Genomic DNA, 24,054 nt, shown 5'->3' on the forward strand with positions numbered 1-24,054 from the left:
CTCACCCCCTACAAACGCCCCTCTCACTATGGTAACACTCGAATCGACTGCCGAGCGCTCGAGCGACATCACGATGGTACGGGTGCGACTCACCAACACTCGTTCGACCGTCCAGACGGTTCAGCTCCGAAGTGTACTGGCAGGGCCCACCTGGCCGGCACGGCACGATGGTGTCGTCGACCCACGCTGGGACGGCGACCGGTGGACGGTGACGATTCGGCCGGACCGAAGTCGAGGTGTGGGCTTTGCGAGCCCGTCCCAGCCGATCGATCCACCGGTCGAGGTCGTCTCGGTTGCCCGTCACGACGAGGCGAGCCCCGTCCGATCGACGGCGACGGTCCTCGCCAACCTCGACGGCTGGCGTCCGACGAACGAGGTGCTCGCGCGGGAGCCATGATCGTCGCCGTCGCCGGCGGGAAGGGGGGCGTCGGCACGTCGACCACTGCGTGGAACCTCGCGTTTGAACTCGAGGCCGTCGCCGTCGACGCGGATCTGACGGGTGCGGATCTTCCTCTCGGGAGTGGACCGAACCTCCACGATGTCCTCGGCGGCCGGGCCAACCCGATGGACGCAGTCGAGTCCGTCGGTGGTGTGTGGCTTCTTTCGTCCGGTCGAACGCTCGCCGGCGCTCGTGCGTCGGATCTGACGGCGTTCGGTCGCGTTCTCGAGCGCATCGAGCGCGAGTACGGGCGCGTCGTTATCGACTGTCGGGCGGGACTCGCTCGGGACGTCGGCGTTGCGCTCCGAAGCGCGGATCTCCTCGTACTCGTAACGACACCGACGAAACCGGCGTTGATCGACGCGCTTCGGACGGCCGAGTTGGCCGCCGAGCTCGGAACACCGGTTGCCTCCGCCGTGTTGAATCTGGCAGACGGCGACGGTCAGACGCCGCTCGTAGATCGGCTGTCACGGACCCTCGGCGTCGAGGTGACAGTCGTCGAGCGCCAGTCGACCGTCGCCGACGCACAGGCGGAGTGGATGCCGGTACACGAGCACACACCCGGTGCCCAGGCTGTCGGCGCGTATCGCTCGCTCGCTGACCGACTCGTGGACTCGTACGACCGTCTCGAGCGTGGGTGACCGATCGGCGTCCGCGTTCTCTCGCCAGCTTCGATACACCTGGCCATGGTCTATTCACCGACCACTGGGCTGATCCGACTGCTAGAGATGTGTCCGTCTCTCTCTGGCGGTGCCTGCTGCGTGAACGATGACTTGCTGTAGTGTACCCGGAACACCTTTTGCCCTCACGGGAATCCACTCCAGTATGATCGACGAGACGGTCGAGGAGATACAGGAGATGCAGACACACAGCTCCTCGGTGGTCGCGGTGAACGCGACCCGGGCTCTAGAAGAGTTACTCGAGCGCGAGTTTGCGACGGCCGAAGAGTACGTCCGCGCGCTCGAGCAGAACGGATCGATGCTGCGACAGGCGAACCCGTCGCACGCCTCGTTACAGACTGCGATCCGGAACGTCGTCGACGACGTCGTCGAAGCGGACCCGGACACGGTCGCAGACGCGAAGTCACTCACCCAGGAGAAGATCGACGCGGTCGTTTCGCGGGTCGAATCAGCAAAAGCGCTAGCCGCCGAGCACGCCGCGGCGTTTCTCGAAGACGGCGCAACGTTGCTGACCCACGATTACTCGTCGACGGTGCTCGAAGCACTCGAGCAGGCGACCGAGGCGGGCAAGCGCTTCGAGGTGTACGTCACGGAGGCTCGACCGCGATACATCGGCCGGAAGACGGCACGGTCGCTGGCGGAACTCGAGGGGGTCGAAACGACGCTCGTCACCGACAGTGCCAACGGCATCTACCTCGAGGAGTGCGATCGTGTCGTCGTCGGGATGGACTGTATCGTCGACGACGTCCTGTACAACCGCGTCGGGACGTTCCCGATCGCCGCGACGGCGGCTCAACTCGGGGTCCCCGTGACGGTGCTTGGCTCGGCGTCGAAGATCGTCAGCGAGGGATTCGTCTTCGAGAACGAGTTCCGGTCGGGCAGTGAGGTGATGCTCGAACCCGCCGAGGGGTTCGACGTACTGAACCCAGCCTACGACGCGACGCCGGTCTCTCTGCTCGAAAGCGTCGTCACCGACGAAGGCCGAATCGAGTTCTGAGCTGTCGGGTAGCGATTGCAAAGCGGGTCGACAGCGCAGGTGGCGGGCGTCGGTAGGATCGACGGCGACTTTTCACTCTCGTTCGCCAAACGTCCGCGGAGCCCCGTCGGTCGGTCGCGCCCAGTCGACGGCGTTTCGAACGACGCGTTGGACCCCGTCGTGTTCGTAGATCGGATACGTCTCGTGGCCGGGTCGGAAATAAAAGATACGCCCACTGCCGCGCCGGTAACAACAGCCACTGCGGAACACCTCGCCGCCTTCGAACCAGCTCACGAAGACGAGTCGATCCGGCTCCGGCACGTCGAACGGTTCGCCGTACATCTCTGTCTGGGGCAGTTCGATCGATTCCTCGAGGTCGTTGGCGATCGGATGGCCCGGATCGACGACCCAGAGCCGTTCTGTAGCGCCGTCTTCGCGGTACTGCAGGCTGCAGGTCGTTCCCATGAGTCGTTTGAATATCCTCGAGTAGTGGCCCGAGTGGAGGGCGATCAGTCCCAGCCCCTCGAGAACATGCTGGTGGACGCGTTCGACGACGGACTCGGAGACCTCGTCGTGGGCCTCATGGCCCCACCAGAGCAAGACGTCGGTCTCCTCGAGGACGTCCGTGGTAAGGCCGTGTTCAGGTTCGTCGAGCGTCGCAGTGATGACGTCGTGGTCGTCGTTGAAGATGTCTGCGAGCGTCTCGTGGATCCCCTCCGGATAAACCGCCGCGACGTCATCGTCTTCGCGCTCGTGTCGGTACTCGTTCCAGATCGTTACGGTAGCCATCGTCGGTGACGTCAACGCCGCCCATCATAGGTCGGTCTGTCGTCGCCCCCTACGTTACTACACGAACACATACGCACCTGGCACTTTTCCTACCGAAACAACACATATTCGGCGAAACGTGAAATACACGTTTTCTGTATAGATTAATCGTTCACAACTCTTATTTCGGTCCCACACTGGGAGTCTACATGGACCCGTGCCCTCACACGCAACCGCCGGCGAAATCGCGACTTTCTCACCGTTCGTTCCGACAACTCACGAATAAATCGGGTGTTGTTCGATGACGGAATCGGACATCGGAGTCGGTATCGGCGTCGTCGGCCTTGGCGGCATGGGGCACCTCCACGCACGGAGCTTTCACGAACTCGGCGCGTCAGTCGTCGCCGGTGCGGATCTCGTCGACACCCAGCGACGAGCGTTCGCCGACGAGTTCGGCGCACGAACGTACGAGACCCACAAAAGACTCATCACTGACGATGCCGTCGACGCCGTCGTCGTCACGACACCAAACCGATTTCACGAACCGATCGCCGTCGCCGCCCTCGAGGCCGGCCACCACGTTCTCGTCGAGAAACCCCTCGCCCACTCACTCGAGAGCGCAGAGCGGATCGCGGCCGCAGCTGCCGTCTCGGAGGGGATCTGTATGGTCGGCTTCCACAATCGTCATGCGGCCTCGATGCGACTCTTCGAGGAACACCGCAGGCGAGGTCGATTCGGCGACCTCACGCACGTCGAAGCGAACTACGTCCGTCGGCGTGGCGTTCCGGGGCCGGGCTCGTGGTTTACCGACCCGGATCTCGCCGGCGGCGGTGCGTTGCTCGATATCGGCGTCCACGCACTCGACCTTGCACTGTATGCGCTCGAATTCCCGGAGGTCGTCGAAGTCTCCGGCGTTGCACGAACGACCTTCGGTAGGCAAGCCGAGTACGCCGACCCCGAGGGCTTCGGCGACAACTGGGACGCCGAAACCGAGGCGTACGACGTCGACGACTCGGTCAGCGCATTCGTCCGAACCGCCGAGGGCCAGACCGTCTCGCTCGAGGCCGCCTGGGCGACCAATCGCGAGCCGACCAATGCGTTTCGGATCCGCGGAACACAGGCAGGTGCCCAATTCGACATCGGCGAGACGAACCTGACGATCCTGGAAGCCAGCACGGTCGGCTGTGATCACTACGCCGACGTCGACCTCACCGGCGACCCGGCACTGACCGGCTATACGAAACAGGACGAGCAGTTCCTCGAGGCCGCAATGGCAGGGAGAGCGCCGGAGACGAATACGCTCGAGGAGGCACTCGTCGTCCAACGCGTGATCGATGCGATTTACCGCTCGAGCGAGACGGGCCGGTCGGTCTCGCTCGCGGCGGTCGAACGAGAAGCGACGGCTCGAGCCCACCAGTAGCTGTTTACTCCGAGCCGTTGGCCATCGTTATTTTCCGGACGGGGTCGTCGCTGTTCGATTCGAAAACTGGAACACCGCGTCGTACCGTCGGTTGCTGCTCGAGTCGGTCCCAGAAGACGCAGTCGACGAGGACGGCTTAGATGACTTCTTCGAAGTCGTTGTGGCCGTGGATGTCGACGCCCTCGTCGGTGATTTCACAGAGGAAGACACCGTTGCCGGAGCCGGTGTCGCGTTCAGCGGCGGATTTGATGCCGCGGGCGGCGATAGTCATCGCCTCGTCGTTCGAGAGGCCCTCCTCGTACGACTGCTCCAGGTGACCGTAGGCGAGTTGCATCCCGCTGCCGGTGACGGTATAGTCGTCTTTCATGACGCCGCCGGCGGGGTCGATGCTGTAGACGTGGCTGCCCTCGTCGTCGACGCCGCCGAGGATGGGATGGATGGCGAAGAACGGGCCACCACGGGCGAAGTTACCCGCAAGCGTTGCGAGCGCGTCGATCGACATGTCCTCGCCACGTCGAGTCTCGTAGAGGTTGACCTCTGCGCGAAGGCTCGAGATGAACGACTGGGCCCCACCGACGCTGCCGACCATCGTGAGCGCGCCAGTCGGGTGGATCTGTTCGACCTTCTGGACGTTTTTGTTCGAGACGAATCGGCCGCCGAGACTGGCGCGCATGTCCGTCGCGATGACGACGCCGTCGGCCGTCGTGATGCCGATCGTCGTCGTCCCCGTCTTGTTGACGGTGTCCATGTCTGCCGCTGAGAGGTCGCTCCGTGGCAACGTTCCGATTTCCGGTTCGTACGGGTTCGGATCGTCGGCCAACTGATCGACCGTTCGAGAGAAGTCCGAGTTGTGATGCGGTGTACGCATTGACGGAACCTTACGACCGGGACGGTATAAAACACCGGCGTTCACTTCCTTCGTTTCCGCTTCCGTCGATGCGAACGCCTCTATCGGCAGTCTCTCGAGGAACTCGATCGGCGGTGGCTCGACTCGAAGCGGGTGACGAACGACGATAATCAGGCGTTCGGTTATGTTCGGGAGTTCATCGTGGGAGATTCGCCTCGTACGCCTTCTCGACGTTCGCGAGGACGCGGTGGATTGGGAGGGTGACGCCAGCTTGCTGGGCGGCGATCGCGAGCGGCATCATCAGGATACCGACCACGATACAGAGTTGGTACAGCGCGAACAGGGTCGCTCGGTACACGGAGGTTATCATCGAGCTTCAGCCGTGGCTCAGACGCAGGTGGTACATAAGCTTTCGTAAAATCTGATGTTTATAACGATAGTTAATTCGACTCGAGGTCGACGCCGTCGTGCGATTCAACTCGGGTTTCGTTCGGTCCAACTACAAGCGTACTCGAGCGGGGATCGAACTATCCAGACGGCAATCGACGCACACAATTCTCGTAACTTATGTGCATTATCGATCTCACGTGCGCACCGAGAGTACACCAGTCGACACTCGTGAGACGTCGGGGCGACTGCGCGGGTGGACGAGTACGGTACACACGGCGCCGACGAACCGCAAAGCAGGATACCCCCGGGACCGACCACGGTATATGGGCAATTATCTCGTCGCGATGGAAGCCGCGTGGCTCGTTCGTGACGTCGACAAGATCGACGACGCGATCGGCGTCGCGGTCAGCGAGGCCGGCAAGCGACTGAACAACCAGAACATGGACTACGTCGAGGTCGAAGTAGGTGCGACCGGTTGTCCGGCCTGTGGCGAACCGTTCGACTCCGCGTTCATCGCAGCCGATACCGCACTCGTCGGGCTCGCCCTCGAGATGGATGTCTTCAACGCCGACAGCGAAGAACACGCCTCCCGGATCGCAAAGAGCGAGGTCGGCGGCGCGCTGCGTGACGTTCCGCTGTCGGTCGTCGAGATCTTCGAACGACCCGAGGAGTAAGCAGGCTTTCGGCGACGGTCTTTTCACGGAACGCGGCCGGTACCGAATCACACCCAAAGCACTTTTGATAACCCGCAGTTATTGAGGCGTATGGAACTGCCGACGCCCGCGGACCTGCGACAGCGCCGTACCGAACTCGGGTTGACCCAGAGCGAACTGGCCGAGAAAGCAGACGTCTCCCAGCCGTTGATCGCCAGAATCGAAGGCGGCGACGTCGATCCCCGACTCTCGACGTTGCGCCGGATCGTCAACGCCCTGGAGAAAGCCGAAAGCGACGTCGTCCGAGCCGACGACCTGATGAACGAGGCCGTCGTCAGCGTCGCCCCCGACGAACCGGTTAGTGCAGCCGCCCAGAAGATGGAAGCGGAAGCCTACTCGCAACTGGCAGTGATTCAAGACGGTATCCCGGTCGGATCGATCAGCCAGGGTGACCTCGTCCATCTCGACTCCGAGGACCGCGACGAACCGATCGAAGAGCACATGAGCGAGAGCTTCCCGACCGTCTCGAAAGACGCGACGCTCGACGAGATCAGTAACTTACTCGAACACTACAAGGCCGTGATGATCACCGAGGCCGGCGAGACGGTCGGCATCATCACCGAAGCCGACGTCGCCGCGCGACTCTCCTGAAACGGTCGGTATCATCAGCGACACCACCGCCGTCGACTCGATTCCGGTCGGCTCACAGTCGCTTCCCGCTCGTTTCTATCCGACCAGCTCGAGTTCGAGCAACTCCTGATAGCGGTTTCTGATCGTCACCTCGCTGACGTCCGTCGTCGCCGAAACCACGCCCTGCGTGAGATCCTCGTTGGTGAGTCGACTCGCAGCATAGAGCGCCGCCGCCGCGAGACCGACCGGGTGTTTCCCACTGTGAACTCCCGCCTCGATCCCCGTCTCGAGGAGCTCGCGGGCACGCCGTTCCGTCTCGTTCGAGACCTCGAGCCGGGAGGCATACCGCGGAACGTACTCCAGTGGGTCCGGCGGCGCTACCGGCAACTCGAGTTCTCTGACGAGATAGCGGTAGGATCGCGTCGCCTCGAGGTAGTCGATCCGACTGACGGTCGCGAGTTCGTCGACGGATCTCGGGATGCCGGCCTGGCGCATCGCCGCGTACAGCGCCGCCGTCGACATGCCTTCGATCGATCGTCCAGGCAGGAGGTCTTCCTCGAGGGCGCGTCGGTAGATGACACTCGCCGTCTCGCAGGCCGACTCCGGGACGCCGAGGGCGGACCCCATTCGGTCGATCTCGCCTAAGGCGTGTTGCAGGTTACGGTCGGTCGCGTCTTTGGTTCGGAACCGCTCGTCCCACAGGCGTAGTCGCCTGAACTGTTGGCGGCGCTCGTTCGAGAGTGCCCCGCCGTAGCCGTCCGTGTCTCGCCAGTCGATTCTGGTCGAGAGCCCCCGGTCGTGAAGCATCGTCGTCGTTGGCGCTCCAACACGTGACTTCGCGTTTCGTTCTTCAGCGTCGAACGCCCGCCACTCGGGACCACGGTCGATTTGCTCCTCGTCTACGACGAGACCGCACTCCTCACAGTACACCTGATCGTCCCCGGTCCGTAACCGACCGTCACACTCGAGACAGGTCGTCTGTCGGCCGGTCGCCCCGGAATCGGGTTCTCGCTCACTCGCGTTCGTCCGCCGTCGGTGTTCGTATTTCGTGCTCGGCATTGTCCTTTGTCCTGGATAACGTCGGTTCCACCCAGTCACCGGCGGCGTCGACGCGGCCGGTGGTGGGTCGGAAGTCGGTAGCGGTCGAGAGTTGTGAACGAGAGTTAATTACTCTTGCCCACAACAACGCACCCGAGTAACCAAATGTGGTTTCTTTGTTGGCTCTCTCGAGACGTTCAAGCCGTGGGCTACCGGAACGGATCACCAGGATAGAACAGCGGTTCAGGAATTCGAGGTGGTCCGTCTGCGCTTCGCTACTCGTGGCCCGAAACGGGAACCGGTTCGTACGGCTCCTCGAGGTAGGCGATGTCCGACGCCGACAGCGAGATCTCGAGGGCTTCGACGGCCTGTTCCAGATGCTCGACGCTCGTGGTGCCGACGATGGGGGCGTCGACCCACTCCTTGTGGAGCAGCCACGCCAGCGCGATCTGGGCCATCGTCACGCCCTCGTCGGCGGCGAGTTCGGCGACGCGCTCGTTGATCTCCTGTCCACCGCCGTCGCGGTAGGGATGGTCGTACATGTGCTCTTCAGCCTCGCCTCGGGCCGTCGCGTCGATCTCCTCGTGTGGGCGTGTCAGGTAGCCGCGGGCCAGCGGCGACCACGGGAGGACGCCGACGTTTGCTTTTTCACACAGCGGCAACATCTCGCGTTCTTCCTCGCGATACACCAGATTGTAGTGATTCTGCATCGTGACGAACCGCTCGAGTCCAAGCCGGTCGCTCGTATGCAGCGATTCGGCGAACTGGTGGGCCCACATCGAGGAGGCTCCGATATGTCGAACCTGTCCCCGGCGAACCGCGTCGTCGAGCGTTCGGAGCGTCGTCTCGATCGGCGTGTCGTCGTCCCATCGGTGGATCTGATAGAGATCGACCGTCTCCATCCCCAGCCGGTCGAGGCTCGCCTCGAGTTCCTGCTCGAGCGCCTTCCGGGAGAGCCCACCCGAGTTGGGGTCGTCCTCGCGCATCTGGAAGTAGCCCTTCGTGGCGACGACCGACTGCTCGCGATAGCCCTCGAGCGCTTCGCCGAGGACGCGCTCTGACTCGCCGTTCGAGTACATGTTCGCTGTATCGAAGAAGTTGATCCCGAGGTCGATCGCTCGCTCGATGATCTCGTGGCCCTCCTCCTCCTCGAGCACCCACTCGCGCCAGTCGCTCGAGCCGAAACTCATACAGCCGAGACAGAGGCGGCTGACGTCCATGCCAGTGTCACCGAGTGTCGTATACTCCATGCTCGAGATACTGTGGCCGGGCAAATAACTGTCCGTGGCCCGGCAACTCGGAACGAGTGGCTCCGAGGCGGCCGGGATGTGGTCGAATACGTCCGACGTCCCAGGTCAGACGATTCCGCGAACGAGCGAGCCGAAGATGGGGAGGCCGATTCCGGCGGCGGCCACGAGATACGAAACCGGCGTCATCGCGAGGGCCGGTCCAATGGCCCCACCGAGGGAGACCGCGAACGTGAGGAGCACTATCAGTCCGACGCCGATTGCGCCCGCGACCGCTCGCCCGAGTGTCGGCGAGACGAGTCCGACCAGTGCGCCCGCGACGATCAGTCCGACCCAGTGCAACGAGGCGAGTCCCAGCCCGACGACGATGGCGACCCCTAGAGCAAGCGCGTGTGCCCGACCGTCGCTCCGTACGGTCTCGAGCCCCTCGCCGACCTGCTCGAGCAGTCGTGGCGACCGCGTCGCGCCTTCGTTGCTGTCCTCGGTCACGTCCTCGAGTTCTGAGGAACCTGTCACGGGTCCGACACCTCCGTAAAGCGGATCTCACTGCCCTCGAGCGTCGGGGCCATCGGTTTCAACTCGCCGTCGAGCCAGAGCCCGAACTGGTCGTCGTAATGAGGTGAGAAGTAGTCGCCCGAGTTCCCGCCAGGGAGGATCGCCCGCGCGTCGCCGCCGGGCTCGACGACCATCCGCCAGCTCGCGCCGACGGCCGTCTCGACGCGGTAGTTCTTGACCGCCGCCCGCGAGCCGTCGGCGGGTCGCTCCTCGAGGTTTAAAAACGGCGCTTCGACGCCGAAGGGGTGTTCGACGACCCGCGTCGAGTTCCAGTCCCCGTAGCGCTCCCAGCCCTCGGCGTCGAGCTCCGCGAGTGCGTCCTCGAGTGCGTCGACCATCGTCTCCGCTCTGGATCGGTCCGCGAACCACTCGCCGTCCGGCGACAGTCGCGCGAGGACCCAGTCGTTCGGATAGTAGGAGTCGTCGAGGTCGGCGTCGTCGAACGTCGGCTCGAGGACCCTCGTCCGAAAGTTATCGAGCCAGCGGGCGAACAGTAGAGCCCCTCGTGAATCCCGGTCCATCCGGTAGTCCCACGCCTCGAGCGTCGCGGCGGCGTCCGCGAGGTCGTCGTCGGTTTCGTCGGCCGTCTCGAGGGTGACGACGTCGCGTTCCTCGAGTGCCTCGAGCAGGTCCGGGACCAGCTCGGCTGCCCGGCCGTCGTAGACGTCGGTCTGAAGCTCGCGGTGGAACTCGAGGTCCGTCGGCTCGCCCGAGTCGAGGCGCTCGTCCAGTCGGTCGTAGATGCGCGCCCCGCGATAGGGGGTTGCGTAGGCGACGCCGACGTAGTGGTTGGGGTCGTCGACGACGCGCTGGTTCGCCGTCGCGAGGGCGTCCGCATCGATCGCGTGGGGTTTCTCCTCGAACGGGACGAAGCCGTCCCAGGAGGACTCCCCGAAGGGGGTGAAACCAGCCCACTCGCCGTCACCGGCCGAGCCGTCGAAGACGCGATTGCCGGAGACCACCTCGCCGTCGATGGTGCGAATCGGGAGCTTCCCCGTCGCGTAGTAGAGCGTGCGCCCGTCGGAATCCGCGTAGACGAGGTTCTGGGTCGGCAGGTCGAATTTTCGGGTCGACTCGAGGACGTCTGTGAGCCCGTCGCTGCGCTCGTACTCGTAGATGGCTTCGGTGGTCCGGGTCGCCGTGTGGCCCGTCCAGGCGACGCCGACGGTCTGGCCCTCGCGCTCGAGGATGGGGCCGTGGACGGTCTTTCTGATCGTCACCGTCCGTTCCTCGCCGCCGTCGACGGCGATCTCTCGCGTGTCGGTCTCGAACGCGCGCCACTCGTCGTCGTAACGGTAGCGCTCGCCGTCGTCGTCGATCTCGTATTCGTAACAATCGAGGACGTCCGCGCCGACATTGGTGAACGACCACGTCCCCGTCTCGTTCGCGCCCGTAATGATGAACGGTACACCGGGGAACGTCGCACCGCAGACGCTCGTCTCCGGCGTTACAACGGCCTGTTCGTACCACAGCGGCGGCGTCATGAGCGCGAGGTGGGGGTCGTACGCGACGATCGGAGAGCCGCTTTCGGTGTGCTCGCCCGAGACGACCCAGCTGTTCGAGCCGACGCCCGTCGGTGACTCGAACCGCGAGAGCCAGTTCGTGAGTTGAGCGCCTACCGACCCGACGTCCCCCTCGTCCGCCCCGCCACCGTCGGCTCCGCCGTCCGGGCCGTCCCCGTCCGAACCACCGCGTTCGTCGGGTTCGGCTCCGTCGGCGTCGTTTAGGTCGTCCTCGAGCGTGTCGGCGTCGATTTCGTCTCGGAGAATCGGGGTGTCGTGGTCCATCCGCTCGGGATAGAGATCTCCGAGGACGTCGTCGCCGAGTCGATCGGCGATCAGTTCACGGCGGAGTTCGTCGAAATTGCCCGTGAGGTCCCAGGAGATCTGTTTTTCCATCAGCATCGAGTCGACGGGCGTCCAGGGGTCGGGCTCGTAGCCGAGCAACTCGAACTCGAGGGGGAGTTGTTCGTCATCGATCGCTGCGTTGACACCGCCAGCGTAGGCCTCGACGAGCGGCCCAGCGGACGTCTCGGCGACGAGATCCCAGGTCGCCTCGGCCGCGCCAGCGAAGTCCATCTGGACGTAGAAGACGTCGTCCTCGAGCGTCGCCTCGCCGGCGAGTTCCGACACCTGACCGCGCAGTACGCGGCGTTGAAGATCGAGCTGGAACAACCGGTCGAACCCCTGGACGTAACCGACGGCGAAGTAGGCCGCCGTTTCGTCGTCGGCTTCGACGGTCGGGACGCCGAACTCGTCGTATCGAACGCTCGCCTCGCCGTAGGGGTTCTCGACGCGGTCGGGCCGCGACCGGTCGGCCGCGTTCCACGCGGAGCCCGACAGCGGTGCGAACGACTCGAGGAGTGCTCGAGCCGAGGTGAGCGTCAACCCGCCGATGCCAGCGGCGAGCGCCCCGGCGAGCACGCCACGCCGTGTGGTGTCATCAGTCACTCCTCAACGATTCGGCGGAAGCCCCCTTAATCGCCCCGGTGTCAACGGATTGTGACGTGTGATGAGTTGTTCGGTGAGTCGGTTGGCGGTCGTGGCTCAAGCATAGCGGACGGTTCGACGTCGTCTTAGAACGCCCCGAAACGTTGTCTTAGAACACCTCGAGACGATAGCTCAGAGCGACTCGGGCTCGAGCCAGCGGACGCCGCGTCTGAGCAACGAGAGGGCTACGGCCGCGAGCAGACAGTACAGCGCGAGCAACAGCCAGGTCGTCGTCGTCGGGTTACCGAGCGCGAACTTCGCGACGGTGTTGGCCGGGTGTTCGGGGAGCCCCACGGAGACGACCAGCGCGGCCACGATTCCGATCGAGTACAGCAGCTGAGCCTGCCGTCTGTCCGGCGCAGCGAGAGCTGTCGCTGCGGCGACAGCGACGACGAGCAGTGCCAGCGCGAAGACGAACGCCACCAGCGCGAGCGGGTTCGCGATCGCCGTCCCGTTGAGCGCGAGCAGCGCCAGCCAGGCGAGCGCCTGGATGGGGGCCAGCGCCGCGGTCGCGAGCAGTTTCGCATCGACCACGTCGACGAACGAGAGCGGGGCGACCCGGAGCAACTCGAGCGTTCCGCGCTGGCGCTCTTCGATCAGCGAGTCGACGAGTATCGACCCGCTCAGAAACACCGGCAAGAAGAGTAACAGCGGGAGCAAGATGGTGTACGTGAACCCGACGTACGGGCTCGCGTCGATCGCTTGGGGCACTGCAAGGGGCGTCTCTGCCAGCCGATCTTCGTTCTCGAGGCGTTCCTGGTGCTCGACGGTCTCGAGGGCATCGCGGAGCTGGACGACGAGCAGCGTCGTTGCGAGTCCTTCGTCGGGCACGGTAGTTCTGACGACGAGCCGGTCGTCGTCGTCCCTGTTCGCATCGAGGACGGCGACGACCTGGCCGGTGTCGAAGTCCGCGTGAGCCTGGCTGCGATCGTCGTAGGAGACGGGGGTGAGCCCGTCCTGCCTGCTGGACACTGAGAGCAATTCGTCAGGGTCCTCGCCCGTCACCGCGACCTCCATCTCGTGGCCGTCGACGCCGCTCGGATCGTACATCGTGACGAGCCCGACCACCAGGAACGAGGAGAACGCGGCGATGAACAGTTGGATCGCGATCGCGAGGACGATCGTCTTCTCCGAACGGAGCGAGCGGAGTTCTCGGCGCACGACGGCTCCCCGGGCCGTCCAGATCGACCCGGAGTTTGCGTCGCTGCGCTCACGTGCGGGCGGGTTCGGGCCGCGCGAACCGGACCCCGGCTCGTCGCTTCTCCGCCGCCACGCCTCGCGGTCTCGGTCAGCCGACAAGGGCGACCACCCCCAGATTGTAAGCCGCGTGCATCAGTGTCGCAAGCACGAACGCGACCGCGTAGGTCGACTGGCTGTGGGCGGCCCCGAACGCGGCGACGACCGCCGTCACGACATGGAGGACGAGCGGGGCGAGAAACAGTGCGACGAGGACGAGTGGCTCGCTCGAGAGGGCGGGGCCGAACGCGGCGACGCCGACGGTTAGTTCCGGGAGCCCGACGAACTGGACGGCGTGAGTGACCTTCTCGCCGAGGAAGAAGCCGACGCCGGAGAGCACGCCGAGGGCGGCCGCCACGCGAAGTGAGGCGTCGAACCGCGAGCGGGCGAAGCCGGCGTAGACGTGGATACTCTTGGCGAACTCCTCGATCGCCGCGGCGAGGACGAACACGACCGGGAGCGCGATCGCCTCGGGGACGGCAAAGAGCAACGCGACGACGAGCAACTGTGCCGCGAAGACGAACGGGATAAACAGCGCAGAGAGGACGAACGGGCTCGCGTAGGGGTGAACGCGACTCGAGATCGCGTCGATCTGACTGACGATGGCGTCGACGGCTTTCGACGGGATCGCCTTCTGTGCGAACATGTCCTCTTCGCGGTAGACGCCGATCCCCAGAAGCGCACAGACCGCCGCTCCGAAGTAGAGCGGGCCGGTCGAAAAGAGGTACTCGGCGAGGCGGACTGATTCTCCCTGGAGGTCCATCACGATCAGCGTCAGCGGCGAGATCAGCGCGATCGGCGTCACGTCCGTAAAGATCGCCGGGACGAACGCGTACGTCGTCAGGACGACGCTGATCGTGACGGTGACGAACGTGAGTTCCTTGAACGACCGGGCGAACATGGCCCCGGTGAACGTCGCGGCCAGAAAGGCGAGCGCGATCGGGATGGCCCCAGCGATCGAGAGGAGCCCGCCGCCGATCGCGAGTGCGATGGCAGTCGAGATCCCGACGAGTCCGAGCAGATACGGGAGCGTCTTCCCGGCGACGATCTCGAGGCGGCCGGCGGGCGAGACCAACAGCAGCTCCCCCCGGCGCTTGATCCGTTCGTCCATGATCGTGCTGCCGTAGGCCTGAATCACGAAGTTCATCGGTACGACGAACAGGAACGCCAACACGAGCGACTGAAAGGGAAACGGCGGCGAGAGCGTCCCGGGCGTCGCAGGAGCTGTTTGCTCGGCCGCGTGTCCGCCTCCAACGTCCGGTACGGCAAGTTCGTCGTCCGCGCTGCCTACCCTGGCGTCGGCGCCAGCGGCGCCGTCAGGCTGTCGCTCACCGTCGTCTACTTCGTCATCGGCTCCGGGATCGCTATCGCCTGTCTCAAGCTCATTTTCGTCGTCCGCCTCGTCGTCAGCATCGGTACCGCGCTCTCTGTCGTCAGTCCTGGACTCAGCTCCGCCGTCCACCTCGTCGTCTCCGTTCTCGCCATCGTCTGTCCCGACTTCATCTTCGTCGTCCACCCCGTCGTCACCGGCTTCGGCTGCCGTCTCATCCGTCTCGGGCTCGAATCCCGTGGATTCGTCGCCGCCGTCGTCGACCGTCTCGTCGCCAGAGACGACGTCGCCGAGGTCGCGGTCCTGATACTCGAGCGTGACGAGCACGGGGTACGCCGCCGTTTCGTCGGTTTCGGCGGCCATTCGGCGCTCGTTGTACGTTTCAACTGCACCTCGGAATGCGTCGTAGGCGGCTTCGCCGTTCGTCCCGACGTGGCCGATCTGGCCGTCGGCGATCACGACATCGACGTTCCCGTCCGCACCGCCGTCTTCCAAGGCGACGTCCGAGAGCGGGATCGGCCTGAAGGCGGTACTCTCTACGGCGACGTCGTGGTAGGGATCGCCCTCGTCGACGCCGACGACGTAAATCTCGTCCTCGAGGGCGAGTCCCTCGTCGACGGCGGAGAAGCCGACGACGCCGGCGACGGCCACCATCGCGAGCACGAGAAGGATCGTCTTGCGGTCGACGGTCCCCATGCTCCGGGTGACCTCCCAGCGGGCGACCCGCACCGTCCGCGAGACGCGGCCACGGAGCCCGCCGGTTCCAGCCCCCGACCGCGGAACCGAGCCGCTGGAGTCGTCGGCTCGTTTCGCGTCGGCGTCGCGACCGTCGGTCACGCCTCCGTCGCCTCCACCGACGACTCGCTCGCGATCTCGAGGAAGATCTCTTCGAGCGTCGGCGTCCTGGTCTGGATGTCGGTGATACGACCACCTTCGGCCTCGACGACCGCACGGATCGCCTCGACGGCGGCCATGTCGCCAACGACGTGTTCGATCTGTCCGTTCGTGCGATGGACCTCGAGGTCGTCGACCGTCGGGCCGTCAGCGTCGGCCGACGACGTACGAAGGCCGTCGCTCGCGTCGACTGTTGTGAAGACGCGGTACTCGGTACCGCCATGGGCCTCACGGATCGCCTCGATCGTCCCGTTGGCGACGATCCGGCCCTCGTTCATCACCGCGACACGGTCACAGATACTCTCGACGTGAAAGAGGTTGTGCGCACTGAAGACGATCGTCTTCCCCGTCTCGCTCAGTTCGCGGGTGAACTCGATGATGTAGTTCGTCGTTAGCGGGTCGAGTCCTGACGCTGGCTCGTCGAAGATGAGGACGTCGGGGTCGTTGACCAGCGCCCGCGTGATCGCGACCTTCCGTTTCATCCCCTTCGACATGTTCCCGATCCGTCGATCACGGTGCTCGAGGTCGAGTCGGTCGAGCGTCCGTTCGATCCGCTCGGTGGCGACCGACTGCGGGACGCCGTAGAGGTCGGCAAAAAACGCCAGATAACTCCGCGGCGTCATGTCCTCGTACAGCGGCGACTCCTCCGGGAGAAAGCCAAGCCGTCGCTGCATCGCCGGGTTGCCGGGTTCGAGGCCGGCGACGACGGCCGTTCCGCCGGTCGGCTCGATCAGTCCGGCAAGCATCTTCAACGTGGTCGTTTTCCCGGCTCCGTTCGGGCCAACGACGCCGAAGACCTCGCCGCGTTCGATGGAGAACGTACTCCCTTCGACCGCCGCGAAGTCCCCGTACTCCTTTCGGAGGGCTTCGACTTCGACTATCGCCATTCGTTACTCGAGAGTGAGCACCACCCCCAGTAAAGTCTAGTGGCAGCCGAGGGTCTCGAAATCAAAGACGAACGCTCGACGGTACCGACTGAGAGTTCGTTTCGCCATCAGTCACTACGACAATCGGCGGTCGCGAGCGCAACATTCCATGTGCTCGACCACGTATCCATACTGGATGACTCGTCTTCAGTGGACGTCGAGGCCGACGGGCCGACGACTCGAAGCGTCGCACGTGATCGCCGCGGCCCCCGACGACGCCTGGGAGGTCCTCGTCGACACGACTCGCTGGCCGACGTGGTCGCCGGTGATTTTCGGCGTCGACGCCACCGATCGGTACGTCCGTACCGGCACCAGTGGCCGCGTTCGTGCTCCCGGCGTCTGGCTTCCGTTTACCGTCACCGATTGCCGGGAGCGATCGTGGACCTGGCGCGTTGCGGAACTGCCGGGTGCCACGCACCGAGTCGACGAACTCGGCACCGGCCGCTGTCGGGTCGTGTTCGAACTGCCACCGGCGAGCGTCGGCGCAGCGCCCGTCTGCCTCGAGGCGCTCGAGCGGATCGACGCCGTGCTCGAGGACAGCGAGTCGACCTGACCGGTTTGCTCCGGCAACTATCGTCGTGTTAGCTGGTTCGATTCCGAACTTCTATCCCGGTGGAACGCCACGGTTCTGTTATCCAATGTCCTCTCAAGAGCCCAACGTCGAACCGCCGAACGCCTGTCCCGTCATCGAATCGCTCGAACAGATCGGCTCGCAGTGGCGACTGGCCGTCTTACACGAACTATTGACGGGCGAACAGCGATTCAACGAACTCAAACGGTCGACCGGCGCGAACGCGCGGACGCTCTCGCGCGTGCTCGACGACCTAGGCGAAACCGGCTTCGTCGAGCGTCGAATCGAGGAAGATGCGCCGATTGCGACCTACTACAGCCTGACGGAGAAAGGTGAGTCGCTCGAGCCGGTCTTCGACGAGATCGATTGCTGGGCCAGTTCCTGGCTCGACGGCGAGTTCGAACGTGAGTGAGCAGGAGCCGGTTACAGGCGGAGTAGCGCAATGCCACGGCCTTCAGGCCGTGGATACGCGCGTAAGCTTGATCAGGCTGTATTCCGTAGACGGCAGTACCGGAGTTCCCACGTTGAGAAACGCCGTCTTTGACGACACCACGGCTTCGCCGTGACTTCTCGCGTGGTAACAAATCCGACTGAACCAGTCCACGACGTACCGGCTTGGCCGACGCGAATCGTGGTACCGTGCGGGCTGAATACCCCGCCGTGGAGCGACGAGCGGTATTCGTCGCGTCGAAACGCCGACCGAGTGTCGGACGGAAGGCCCGTTTGGCCGGGCTAGACGCGCTGCAACGCACGTCCTTGGTCACAACTGGACGGCTACCATCGACGTGGGACGCGAAAGCGTACTTCGCCACCGAGGAAACGCGCAACCTTGAACTCCGCTTCGCGGATTCCCGCGTCTTCAGGCGCGGGAGGAGGTCAATGCGTGTCGGACTTGGCCATCTCGAGGCTCGCAAAGAAGCCGAAGTAGGCGACGATTCCCGCGAGCATCAACATCCAGTAGGCGTACGTCGGTCCGTCGATAACCCGAAAGAGCACGTCGACCATCGTCACCCAGACGATCGCGAAGAGGAGGTCGACGAACAGTCCCCACTTTTCGGCCCGAACGCTCTCGATCCACTCGCGAGCGCTGCTCATGTACGGATCACCGTTCCGTACTCGACCCCAGTCATGGTTCGAGGTCGCACGGACAGGGAAAAAGCCTATCGGCGTCGTGCCGTCGGCCCCACCGAATTCGCTCGAGCGACCGGAGACGCGCTGGAAAAGCGAAACCCCCTAACCCCACCCGCGACTCGACTCGAGCATGCACGACGAACCCGAAGTCGCCGTCCTCAGACTCGGTCACCGGCCCGGACGCGACGAGCGGATGACGACGCACGTCGGGCTGACTGCGCGGGCGCTCGGTGCCGACCGCGTCTGGATCCCCGACAACGCCGGCCAGTCGAAGGAGACGGTCGAGGACATCACCGACCGCTTCGGCGGCCCATTCTCCGTCGAACTCACCGACTCGCCGAAGGCGATCCTGCGCGACTGGGACGGCCGGATCGTCCACCTCACGATGTACGGCGAGCGCATCCAGGACGTCGAAGACGAGATACACACGGCCCATCGGGACGGCGGTGAGCCAATACTGGTCGTCGTCGGCTCCGAGAAGGTCTCGTTCGACGTCTACGAGGAGGCCGACTGGAACGTCGGCGTCACCAACCAGCCCCACTCCGAAGTGGCTGGTCTCGCCGTCTTCCTAGACCGTCTGTTCGAGGGCCACGAACTCGAGCGCGAGTGGGCCGACGCCGACCGTCGCGTCGTCCCCATGGAGACGGGCAAACGCGTCGAGCCGGTCGAGGACGAAGGATAGGACGGCTTCAGGAGGCGAAACGGCCGGCACAGTCGACCCCAGACCGTTCGAGCCGCAGCGCGTACCGTCGCCGTTGCGCCGAGTTCACGCTCGTCGAGGACGTAGCCATTTCCGACGCGCTCGATCGGTCCCGACTCGCCGTGGAACTCGAGCAACCGCGTGAAATCGTCCTCCGTGAGGCCCGTTCGGCCCTGAATTTCAGCGGCGGTCAGCGGCCGATCGGCCTCTCACAGCGTCTCGAGTAGCCAGCGATTGTGTTCGTCGACGAGAAACACCCCCTCGTTCGAGAGGTCGTCTTCGTCCACTGCTCCGTCGTCGGGGGACGAGTTGTGCCATCTGTCGACGCCGTCGAGGGACGAGTTGTGCCACCTGTCGACGCCGGCGAGTCCCGGATCGACCTCGAGACCGGTCGCCCAGCAGTAGCGCAGCCGAATCGCGACGCTGTTATCGAGCCATCGACATCGAGTAATTCTCGAGCACCGTCGTGGGCGTGCGCGAGCAACGAAGGGCTAGTTTTTCAGCAACCGGGGGCGGAGGGTGCGTATGGCTTCAGGAGGTGCGCTGCCCGGGACGGCGATCGAGTGGTACATATTTGGCGTCGTACTCGTCGGACTCAACGTCATCGTGTTGCTCGTGACCGGCCACACGCTCTTTCAGTCGATCGCGATGGGACTGTTCTACGGCCTCGCGATGGCGCTCGTGGTCGTATTGGTCGTTGCCGTCTGGGAAACCGTCGTCGGTGACTCGAGCCAGGAGTGACTCGCTTCCCGTCGCAATGTTTCGCCCGGCCGAGAGCGGCCTGAGAGTTCGCCGCCAACGTATATCCGGCCAAGTAGTGCACTCTATGGATATGGCAGAGACGACTGCTCACAGCGACGAAGTGACGCGAGAAGAAGCATCAGAGCTCCTTCAGGAACTGGCTCGAGAAGTCCACACCGAGGGTACGGCAGCCGTCCGAGTCGGAAACAAGGTGCTGACGCTGTCGCCGCCGTCGGCCGTCGAGTACGGCATCGAGGTCGAAGAACGGTCGCCGATGCTCGGCGGAGATCGCGAAACGATCACGGTGACTCTCGAGTGGGAGATCGACGAAACTGAGAGCTGAAGCGGGCGTTCGGTGTCAGGACATGCGATAGAAGCGAACGCCGTCGACGGACTCGGCCTGAACCCGCTGTCGGTCCTCGAGTGTCCCCAGTGCACCCAGCGTATCGAGAACCGGCGCGACGTACCGAAGCTCGCCGACGCGCGCTTTAGCGACCGATAGGGCCGTTGCCGGTTCGATCGACGCGAGGGCCCCGTGCGTCTCCTCGACCAGGTCGTCGAGGCGGGCTCTGGTTCGATCGAGGACGTGTTTGGGGTTGTCGAACACCGGTCCGTGGCCGGGATAGACACACGTTGCGGTCGTTCCCTCCAGACGCGCCATCGCCTCGTAGTAAGCGTCGACCGCCTCGTCTGCCTCGCGATCGAGCCCGACGTGAAACGCCACGGGACGAAACGGTGCAACGAGTACGTCACCCGAAAAGAGCGCCCGCGACCCCTCGAGCGCCGTCTCGAAACACAGGTGATCGATCTCGTGGCCCGGCGTCGGGATCGGCGTGATCTCCCGACCGCCGACGACGAGCGTCGACGTCGGGTCGATCGGCTGCGTGCGCGCTGGGTCGACCAGCCGTCGTTCCCGCCGGAACGACTCGAGGAGGTCGTCGACGACGGACGCCCGATCCGTCTCGGAATAGCCTGCCTCACGGGCCGTCGCGTCGATCCGCTCGCGAAGCGACTCGGGGTCGGCCCGAAGTCGCTCGAGCGCCGGGGCTGGCGCGTGGATCGTCGCACCCGCGTCCCGAAGCGTCGACACCTGCCCGACGTGGTCGCTATGAAGATGCGTCAGGAGGACGTGAGCGATATCGCTCGGTTCGTATCCCAGGCGCTCGAGTCCCTCCCGGAGCACGGCTTCGGCCGCGGCGTCCGGTGCGCCGGCGTCGATCAGGATCGGTTCCGGCCCCTGGATGAGGTATGCCGCGACGTGTTTCGGTGGCCACGGCACGTCGAATTCGAGGCGATGGACCGTCGCGGGCTCGTCCTCGCGCCGGCCGAACTCGTCGGAATCGTCGAGAGCCATCGTCACCTATACGACGGGCGACGGCCCTGAATGTTACTCTCCGTCGATGTCCGGTGGGTGTCAAAGCCCAGCGATCGCGGCGAGGGCTCAAAAGACTTAATGTCGGCATGGCGTTACGGATACGTAATGGCTTTTGAGGACCTGCTCGAGGATCCGGTTATCCAGAAGTACTTACACGAGCTGGTCGGTCCCAAAGGGATGCCCGTCGCGGCAGCGCCGCCTGACGGGGAAGTGACCGACGAGGAGCTCGCGGAGGATCTGGATCTCGAGTTGAACGACGTGCGGCGGGCGCTGTTTATCCTGTACGAGAACGACCTCGCCAGCTATCGACGGCTGCGCGATGAGGACTCGGGCTGGCTGACCTACCTCTGGACGTTCGAGTACGGGAACATCCCGGAGAATCTCGAATCGGAGATGTACCGCCTCCACGAGGCGCTCGAGGAACGCGAAACGTACGAGCGTAACCACGAGTTCTACCTCTGTGAGATCTGCTCGATCCGCTTCGAGTTCGGCGAGGCGATGGACTTCGGTTTCGAGTGTCCCGAGTGTGGCTCGCCACTCGACTCGATGGACAACCAGCGGCTGGTCAACGCGATGCACGAGCGAATCGACGCGCTCGAAGACGAACTCAACGTCGACGCGGACGCCTGATGGTCGTACTCGCAACGAAACTGTACGTCGAGGGCGACGCCCGACAACGGTCGACCGACTCCCTTCGGTCGCTGATCGGCAACGAGATCGGCGACCTCGAGGTCTCGTTCGACCTCTCGATTCGCGACGATGACTTCCCACGTGTCGACCTCGAGGGCGAGGACGCCATCGTCGCAGACAACGTCCTTGGTGAGGAGTTCGGCGAGATCACAGACGAGTTCGAGCCCGGCGAAACGTACGTCGGGACGCTCGATTCGTGGGACGAAGACGGATTCGTCCTCGACGCCGGCCAGCCCGTTCGGATCCCAGCAGCCGAACTCGGTCTGGGGCCGGGTTCGCCCGAACAGATCCGCGAGCGCTACGGCCTCGTCCAGCACCTACCGCTTCGATTCGTCTACGGCGACGATGACACGCCCTCACGGCTTGCGGACGAAGAACGCGACCGCCTCTACGACTGGACGCGCGGCGACGGTCGACTCAACGTCAACAGCGCGACGCGGGCGGAGGTCCGCGCAACGCTCAACCGGGCTGGCCACGCCCAGGATTACGTCACCGTCGAACGACTCGGACTGCTCGAACAGAGCGTGATCTGCACCGAGGATACCGACCCTCCGGGACTGCTCGCCAGCGTCGGTGAGTACCTCCCGGCGGAACTGCGCTGTGTCGTTCCCTGATATGAACCGACGGCTCGTCCTCGCGTCGATCGCGGTCGTCCTCCTGATCGGCCTAGCCGGTTGCTCGATGATCTTCGGCGGCATCTCCGATGACGAACTCGACCGCGACCAGGAGTACGACGACCTCAGAGAGACTGACGAGGACGTCGTCATCGACATCGAGGGAAGTGGCATTATCAGCAACGGTGAGTTCCGTGCGGTTTACGACCTGAACGAGACCGACGAGCTATCGCTGTATCGCTCGAATATCTACCGCGACGAGGCGCTCGACATCCACAGCGTCCGTTACTGGTATCCGAACGGGACCGAAGTAACCGGCTCGGACCTCGACGTCGACCAGAGCCGCTCGAGCACCGAGGTTCGCGTCCCCGACGGGAACGGAACGCTTGCGTTCACTGGTAACGCAGGAAGTCGGACGTTCCAGCTACCGGCGTACACTCACGGGTCCTACGAGGTCACGCTCCCGGACGAACACCGAACGTCGAACTTCCTGTTCGGCAACGTCAACCCGGGCGGATACGACCGCGAGGTCGTCGATGACCGAGAACGGTTGACGTGGGAAAACGTCGACAGCACGGTCTCGTTACGGTACTACCAGACAAGGGATATTCCGGTGTTCGTTGGACTGGTCGGCATCGTTTCGGTACTCGGCGGAGCCGGAATCGCCTACTACTACCGGCAGGTCAAGCGCCTGCGCGAACAGCGCGAGGAGATGGGGCTCGACGTCGACCTCGAGGACGACGACTCCGACCGTGGCCCGCCGCCAGGTCTCAAGTGAGTGCGACGGGGCGCCGTCGCGAACACGTCTTCCGTTCGTATTGCTAACGACGAGCCGAAATCGGTCGGACGTCGGGACTGTCCTCGGAGTCAACGTTTTATCGCTGGACTGAGAGTGAAACACACGAACGATGGCACCGGATCTCCCCGAGAAACTCCTCGGTATCGACATCGACCCCGTCGAGGACCAACGCAGGCGCTCTCAATCGGACAGCGACGAGTCCGAAGCGCACGTCCGCGTCGTCCTGTTTGGCGTCGGCGAACACCGTCTCGCGGTTCCCGTCGACGACGTGATCTCGATCACCGACGTGCCGGACGATCTCACGTGGGTCCCGCGGACGCCGGACGCAATCGACGGCGTCACCGACCTCCGGGGAGAGGTCACGGCCGTCCTCGACCCGACGGTCTACTTCCCGGTCGCCGAGGACCGAACCGGACGTGAACAGCTGCTCGTCTTCGACTCCTCGGACGACGAACAGTCCGCGGCGCTCCGGGTCGACGACGTCCTCACGGTCGAGGCCGTCCCCGAGAGTAACGTCCTCGAGTCCGTCGACGATGCCGACGACCCGCTCTCTGGAGAGGCGCTCGAGCACCCGCTCGTGACCGCACTCGTCGAACGAACACGCCAAACGCGACGGAGCCCCGACGCCGTCCCCTCGACGGCGACCGTATCGGGAGCGATCGACGACTCGGAGCTGGCCGACGAAGTGGCCGAAGACGTACAGGTCGTCGAATTCGTTCCGCTCGTCGACATCGACGGGATGCTCGCCGCGTCCAGCCACCGCGTTTCGAGTCGGTGACGACTTGGTACCGCCCGACCGCGGTGGTCCGGCATTCTCTGACAACTGCCTAACAGGACCGGATGATAGACGCTGGCGGAGCGCCCCATCGCGACCACTGCGCTCGAGGCAGAATCTCGAGTTGAGCGGAACGCTAC

At 64.4% G+C, this 24,054-nt stretch carries 27 protein-coding genes; 15 read left to right on the forward strand and 12 right to left on the reverse strand.

Translation table 11 applies throughout. From position 1 onward, the window contains the following. Positions 1 to 28 precede the first annotated feature (28 nt). From AArc1_RS12015 to AArc1_RS12025, 3 genes are all read left to right on the forward strand, one after another. Positions 29 to 397, forward strand: coding sequence for a DUF7857 domain-containing protein (locus AArc1_RS12015; protein ID WP_117364593.1), 369 nt, complete (start codon positions 29 to 31; stop codon positions 395 to 397). Beyond that, positions 394 to 1,080: a MinD/ParA family ATP-binding protein gene (locus AArc1_RS12020; protein ID WP_117364594.1), complete on the forward strand. Its 687-nt coding sequence runs from the start codon at positions 394 to 396 to the stop codon at positions 1,078 to 1,080. Before AArc1_RS12015 ends, AArc1_RS12020 begins: the two co-directional genes overlap by 4 nt. 184 nt (positions 1,081 to 1,264) lie before the next feature. Continuing rightward, entirely contained in the window at positions 1,265 to 2,116 is an 852-nt protein-coding gene (locus AArc1_RS12025) for a translation initiation factor eIF-2B (protein ID WP_117364595.1), read from the forward strand. Between the two features lie 72 nt (positions 2,117 to 2,188). Here the strand turns inward: AArc1_RS12025 and AArc1_RS12030 are convergent, their stop codons facing one another. Beyond that, positions 2,189 to 2,884: a ThuA domain-containing protein gene (locus AArc1_RS12030; protein ID WP_117364596.1), complete on the reverse strand. Its 696-nt coding sequence runs from the start codon at positions 2,882 to 2,884 to the stop codon at positions 2,189 to 2,191. Between the two features lie 280 nt (positions 2,885 to 3,164). Here AArc1_RS12030 and AArc1_RS12035 point away from each other — a divergent pair, with 280 nt between their 5' ends. Further along, positions 3,165 to 4,283, forward strand: a complete 1,119-nt coding sequence (locus AArc1_RS12035; RefSeq protein WP_117364597.1) for a Gfo/Idh/MocA family protein — start codon at positions 3,165 to 3,167, stop codon at positions 4,281 to 4,283. Between the two features lie 136 nt (positions 4,284 to 4,419). Here AArc1_RS12035 and psmB read toward each other — a convergent pair whose 3' ends face one another. Both psmB and AArc1_RS19085 read right to left on the reverse strand, forming a co-directional pair. Then, positions 4,420 to 5,151, reverse strand: coding sequence for an archaeal proteasome endopeptidase complex subunit beta (gene psmB / locus AArc1_RS12040; RefSeq protein ID WP_117364598.1), 732 nt, complete (start codon positions 5,149 to 5,151; stop codon positions 4,420 to 4,422). A 175-nt stretch (positions 5,152 to 5,326) separates the two neighbouring features. Continuing rightward, positions 5,327 to 5,500, reverse strand: a complete 174-nt coding sequence (locus AArc1_RS19085) for a hypothetical protein (RefSeq protein ID WP_186336598.1) — start codon at positions 5,498 to 5,500, stop codon at positions 5,327 to 5,329. A 343-nt stretch (positions 5,501 to 5,843) separates the two neighbouring features. On the opposite strand from AArc1_RS19085, the gene AArc1_RS12045 reads away from it, so the two are divergent. Both AArc1_RS12045 and AArc1_RS12050 read left to right on the forward strand, forming a co-directional pair. Continuing rightward, the gene (locus tag AArc1_RS12045) at positions 5,844 to 6,194 is read left to right on the forward strand and encodes a DUF555 domain-containing protein (RefSeq protein WP_117364599.1); all 351 of its coding nucleotides are present in this window, start codon (positions 5,844 to 5,846) and stop codon (positions 6,192 to 6,194) included. 90 nt (positions 6,195 to 6,284) lie between these two features. Beyond that, positions 6,285 to 6,824 (forward strand): CBS domain-containing protein, encoded by a 540-nt coding sequence (locus AArc1_RS12050; RefSeq protein ID WP_117364600.1) that lies wholly within the window; start codon positions 6,285 to 6,287, stop codon positions 6,822 to 6,824. A 75-nt stretch (positions 6,825 to 6,899) separates the two neighbouring features. On the opposite strand, the gene AArc1_RS12055 is transcribed toward AArc1_RS12050, so the two are convergent. The 7 genes from AArc1_RS12055 to AArc1_RS12085 form a co-directional block, all read right to left on the reverse strand. Then, positions 6,900 to 7,862 (reverse strand): transcription initiation factor IIB, encoded by a 963-nt coding sequence (locus tag AArc1_RS12055; RefSeq protein WP_117364601.1) that lies wholly within the window; start codon positions 7,860 to 7,862, stop codon positions 6,900 to 6,902. A 254-nt stretch (positions 7,863 to 8,116) separates the two neighbouring features. Then, complete coding sequence (locus AArc1_RS12060; protein WP_117364602.1) at positions 8,117 to 9,091, reverse strand: aldo/keto reductase; 975 nt, start codon at positions 9,089 to 9,091, stop codon at positions 8,117 to 8,119. A gap of 105 nt (positions 9,092 to 9,196) precedes the next feature. After that, entirely contained in the window at positions 9,197 to 9,604 is a 408-nt protein-coding gene (locus AArc1_RS12065) for a hypothetical protein (protein ID WP_228442323.1), read from the reverse strand. Next, positions 9,601 to 12,093 carry a penicillin acylase family protein gene (locus AArc1_RS12070; RefSeq protein ID WP_117364603.1) on the reverse strand — a complete coding sequence of 831 codons (2,493 nt, stop codon included), beginning with the start codon at positions 12,091 to 12,093 and terminating at the stop codon, positions 9,601 to 9,603. Before AArc1_RS12070 ends, AArc1_RS12065 begins: the two co-directional genes overlap by 4 nt. Before the next feature lie 171 nt (positions 12,094 to 12,264). Then, the gene (locus tag AArc1_RS12075) at positions 12,265 to 13,431 is read right to left on the reverse strand and encodes an ABC transporter permease (protein WP_117364604.1); all 1,167 of its coding nucleotides are present in this window, start codon (positions 13,429 to 13,431) and stop codon (positions 12,265 to 12,267) included. Continuing rightward, positions 13,421 to 15,394 carry a PrsW family intramembrane metalloprotease gene (locus tag AArc1_RS12080; protein WP_228442437.1) on the reverse strand — a complete coding sequence of 658 codons (1,974 nt, stop codon included), beginning with the start codon at positions 15,392 to 15,394 and terminating at the stop codon, positions 13,421 to 13,423. Before AArc1_RS12080 ends, AArc1_RS12075 begins: the two co-directional genes overlap by 11 nt. A 137-nt stretch (positions 15,395 to 15,531) precedes the next feature. Next, positions 15,532 to 16,479, reverse strand: a complete 948-nt coding sequence (locus AArc1_RS12085) for an ABC transporter ATP-binding protein (protein ID WP_117364606.1) — start codon at positions 16,477 to 16,479, stop codon at positions 15,532 to 15,534. Between the two features lie 175 nt (positions 16,480 to 16,654). Between AArc1_RS12085 and AArc1_RS12090 the strand changes: the two genes are divergently transcribed. Both AArc1_RS12090 and AArc1_RS12095 read left to right on the forward strand, forming a co-directional pair. Continuing rightward, positions 16,655 to 17,071 (forward strand): SRPBCC family protein, encoded by a 417-nt coding sequence (locus AArc1_RS12090; RefSeq protein WP_117364607.1) that lies wholly within the window; start codon positions 16,655 to 16,657, stop codon positions 17,069 to 17,071. A gap of 85 nt (positions 17,072 to 17,156) precedes the next feature. Then, positions 17,157 to 17,501: a winged helix-turn-helix transcriptional regulator gene (locus tag AArc1_RS12095; protein WP_117364608.1), complete on the forward strand. Its 345-nt coding sequence runs from the start codon at positions 17,157 to 17,159 to the stop codon at positions 17,499 to 17,501. Between the two features lie 464 nt (positions 17,502 to 17,965). Here AArc1_RS12095 and AArc1_RS12100 read toward each other — a convergent pair whose 3' ends face one another. Continuing rightward, positions 17,966 to 18,184, reverse strand: a complete 219-nt coding sequence (locus AArc1_RS12100) for a hypothetical protein (RefSeq protein ID WP_117364609.1) — start codon at positions 18,182 to 18,184, stop codon at positions 17,966 to 17,968. Positions 18,185 to 18,350: 166 nt separating this feature from the next. On the opposite strand from AArc1_RS12100, the gene AArc1_RS12105 reads away from it, so the two are divergent. The 3 genes from AArc1_RS12105 (at position 18,351) to AArc1_RS12115 (ending at position 20,004) form a co-directional block, all read left to right on the forward strand. Continuing rightward, positions 18,351 to 18,902 carry a tRNA (cytidine(56)-2'-O)-methyltransferase gene (locus AArc1_RS12105; protein WP_117364610.1) on the forward strand — a complete coding sequence of 184 codons (552 nt, stop codon included), beginning with the start codon at positions 18,351 to 18,353 and terminating at the stop codon, positions 18,900 to 18,902. 543 nt (positions 18,903 to 19,445) lie between these two features. Next, positions 19,446 to 19,661: a hypothetical protein gene (locus tag AArc1_RS12110; RefSeq protein ID WP_117364611.1), complete on the forward strand. Its 216-nt coding sequence runs from the start codon at positions 19,446 to 19,448 to the stop codon at positions 19,659 to 19,661. A gap of 91 nt (positions 19,662 to 19,752) precedes the next feature. Then, positions 19,753 to 20,004 carry an amphi-Trp domain-containing protein gene (locus AArc1_RS12115; RefSeq protein ID WP_117364612.1) on the forward strand — a complete coding sequence of 84 codons (252 nt, stop codon included), beginning with the start codon at positions 19,753 to 19,755 and terminating at the stop codon, positions 20,002 to 20,004. Between the two features lie 15 nt (positions 20,005 to 20,019). Here the strand turns inward: AArc1_RS12115 and AArc1_RS12120 are convergent, their stop codons facing one another. Continuing rightward, a complete protein-coding gene (locus tag AArc1_RS12120) occupies positions 20,020 to 21,015 on the reverse strand; it encodes an MBL fold metallo-hydrolase (RefSeq protein ID WP_117364613.1) in 996 nt (331 codons plus the stop codon). 126 nt (positions 21,016 to 21,141) lie between these two features. On the opposite strand from AArc1_RS12120, the gene AArc1_RS12125 reads away from it, so the two are divergent. The 4 genes from AArc1_RS12125 to AArc1_RS12140 all read left to right on the forward strand — a co-directional run bounded on the left by AArc1_RS12125 (position 21,142) and on the right by AArc1_RS12140 (position 23,917). Continuing rightward, positions 21,142 to 21,666: a transcription factor gene (locus tag AArc1_RS12125; protein WP_117364614.1), complete on the forward strand. Its 525-nt coding sequence runs from the start codon at positions 21,142 to 21,144 to the stop codon at positions 21,664 to 21,666. After that, positions 21,666 to 22,340, forward strand: coding sequence for a DUF2110 family protein (locus tag AArc1_RS12130; RefSeq protein ID WP_117364615.1), 675 nt, complete (start codon positions 21,666 to 21,668; stop codon positions 22,338 to 22,340). The genes AArc1_RS12125 and AArc1_RS12130 overlap by 1 nt, the downstream gene beginning before the upstream one ends. Position 22,341: 1 nt before the next feature. Further along, on the forward strand, positions 22,342 to 23,118 hold the full coding sequence (locus AArc1_RS12135) for a DUF5803 family protein (RefSeq protein WP_117364616.1): 777 nt from the start codon (positions 22,342 to 22,344) through the stop codon (positions 23,116 to 23,118). Positions 23,119 to 23,248: 130 nt separating this feature from the next. Next, positions 23,249 to 23,917 carry a chemotaxis protein CheW gene (locus AArc1_RS12140; protein ID WP_117364617.1) on the forward strand — a complete coding sequence of 223 codons (669 nt, stop codon included), beginning with the start codon at positions 23,249 to 23,251 and terminating at the stop codon, positions 23,915 to 23,917. Positions 23,918 to 24,054: the final 137 nt, after the last annotated feature.

The sequence above is a fragment of the Natrarchaeobaculum sulfurireducens genome (genome assembly GCF_003430825.1).
GTDB classification, from domain to species: domain Archaea; phylum Halobacteriota; class Halobacteria; order Halobacteriales; family Natrialbaceae; genus Natrarchaeobaculum; species Natrarchaeobaculum sulfurireducens.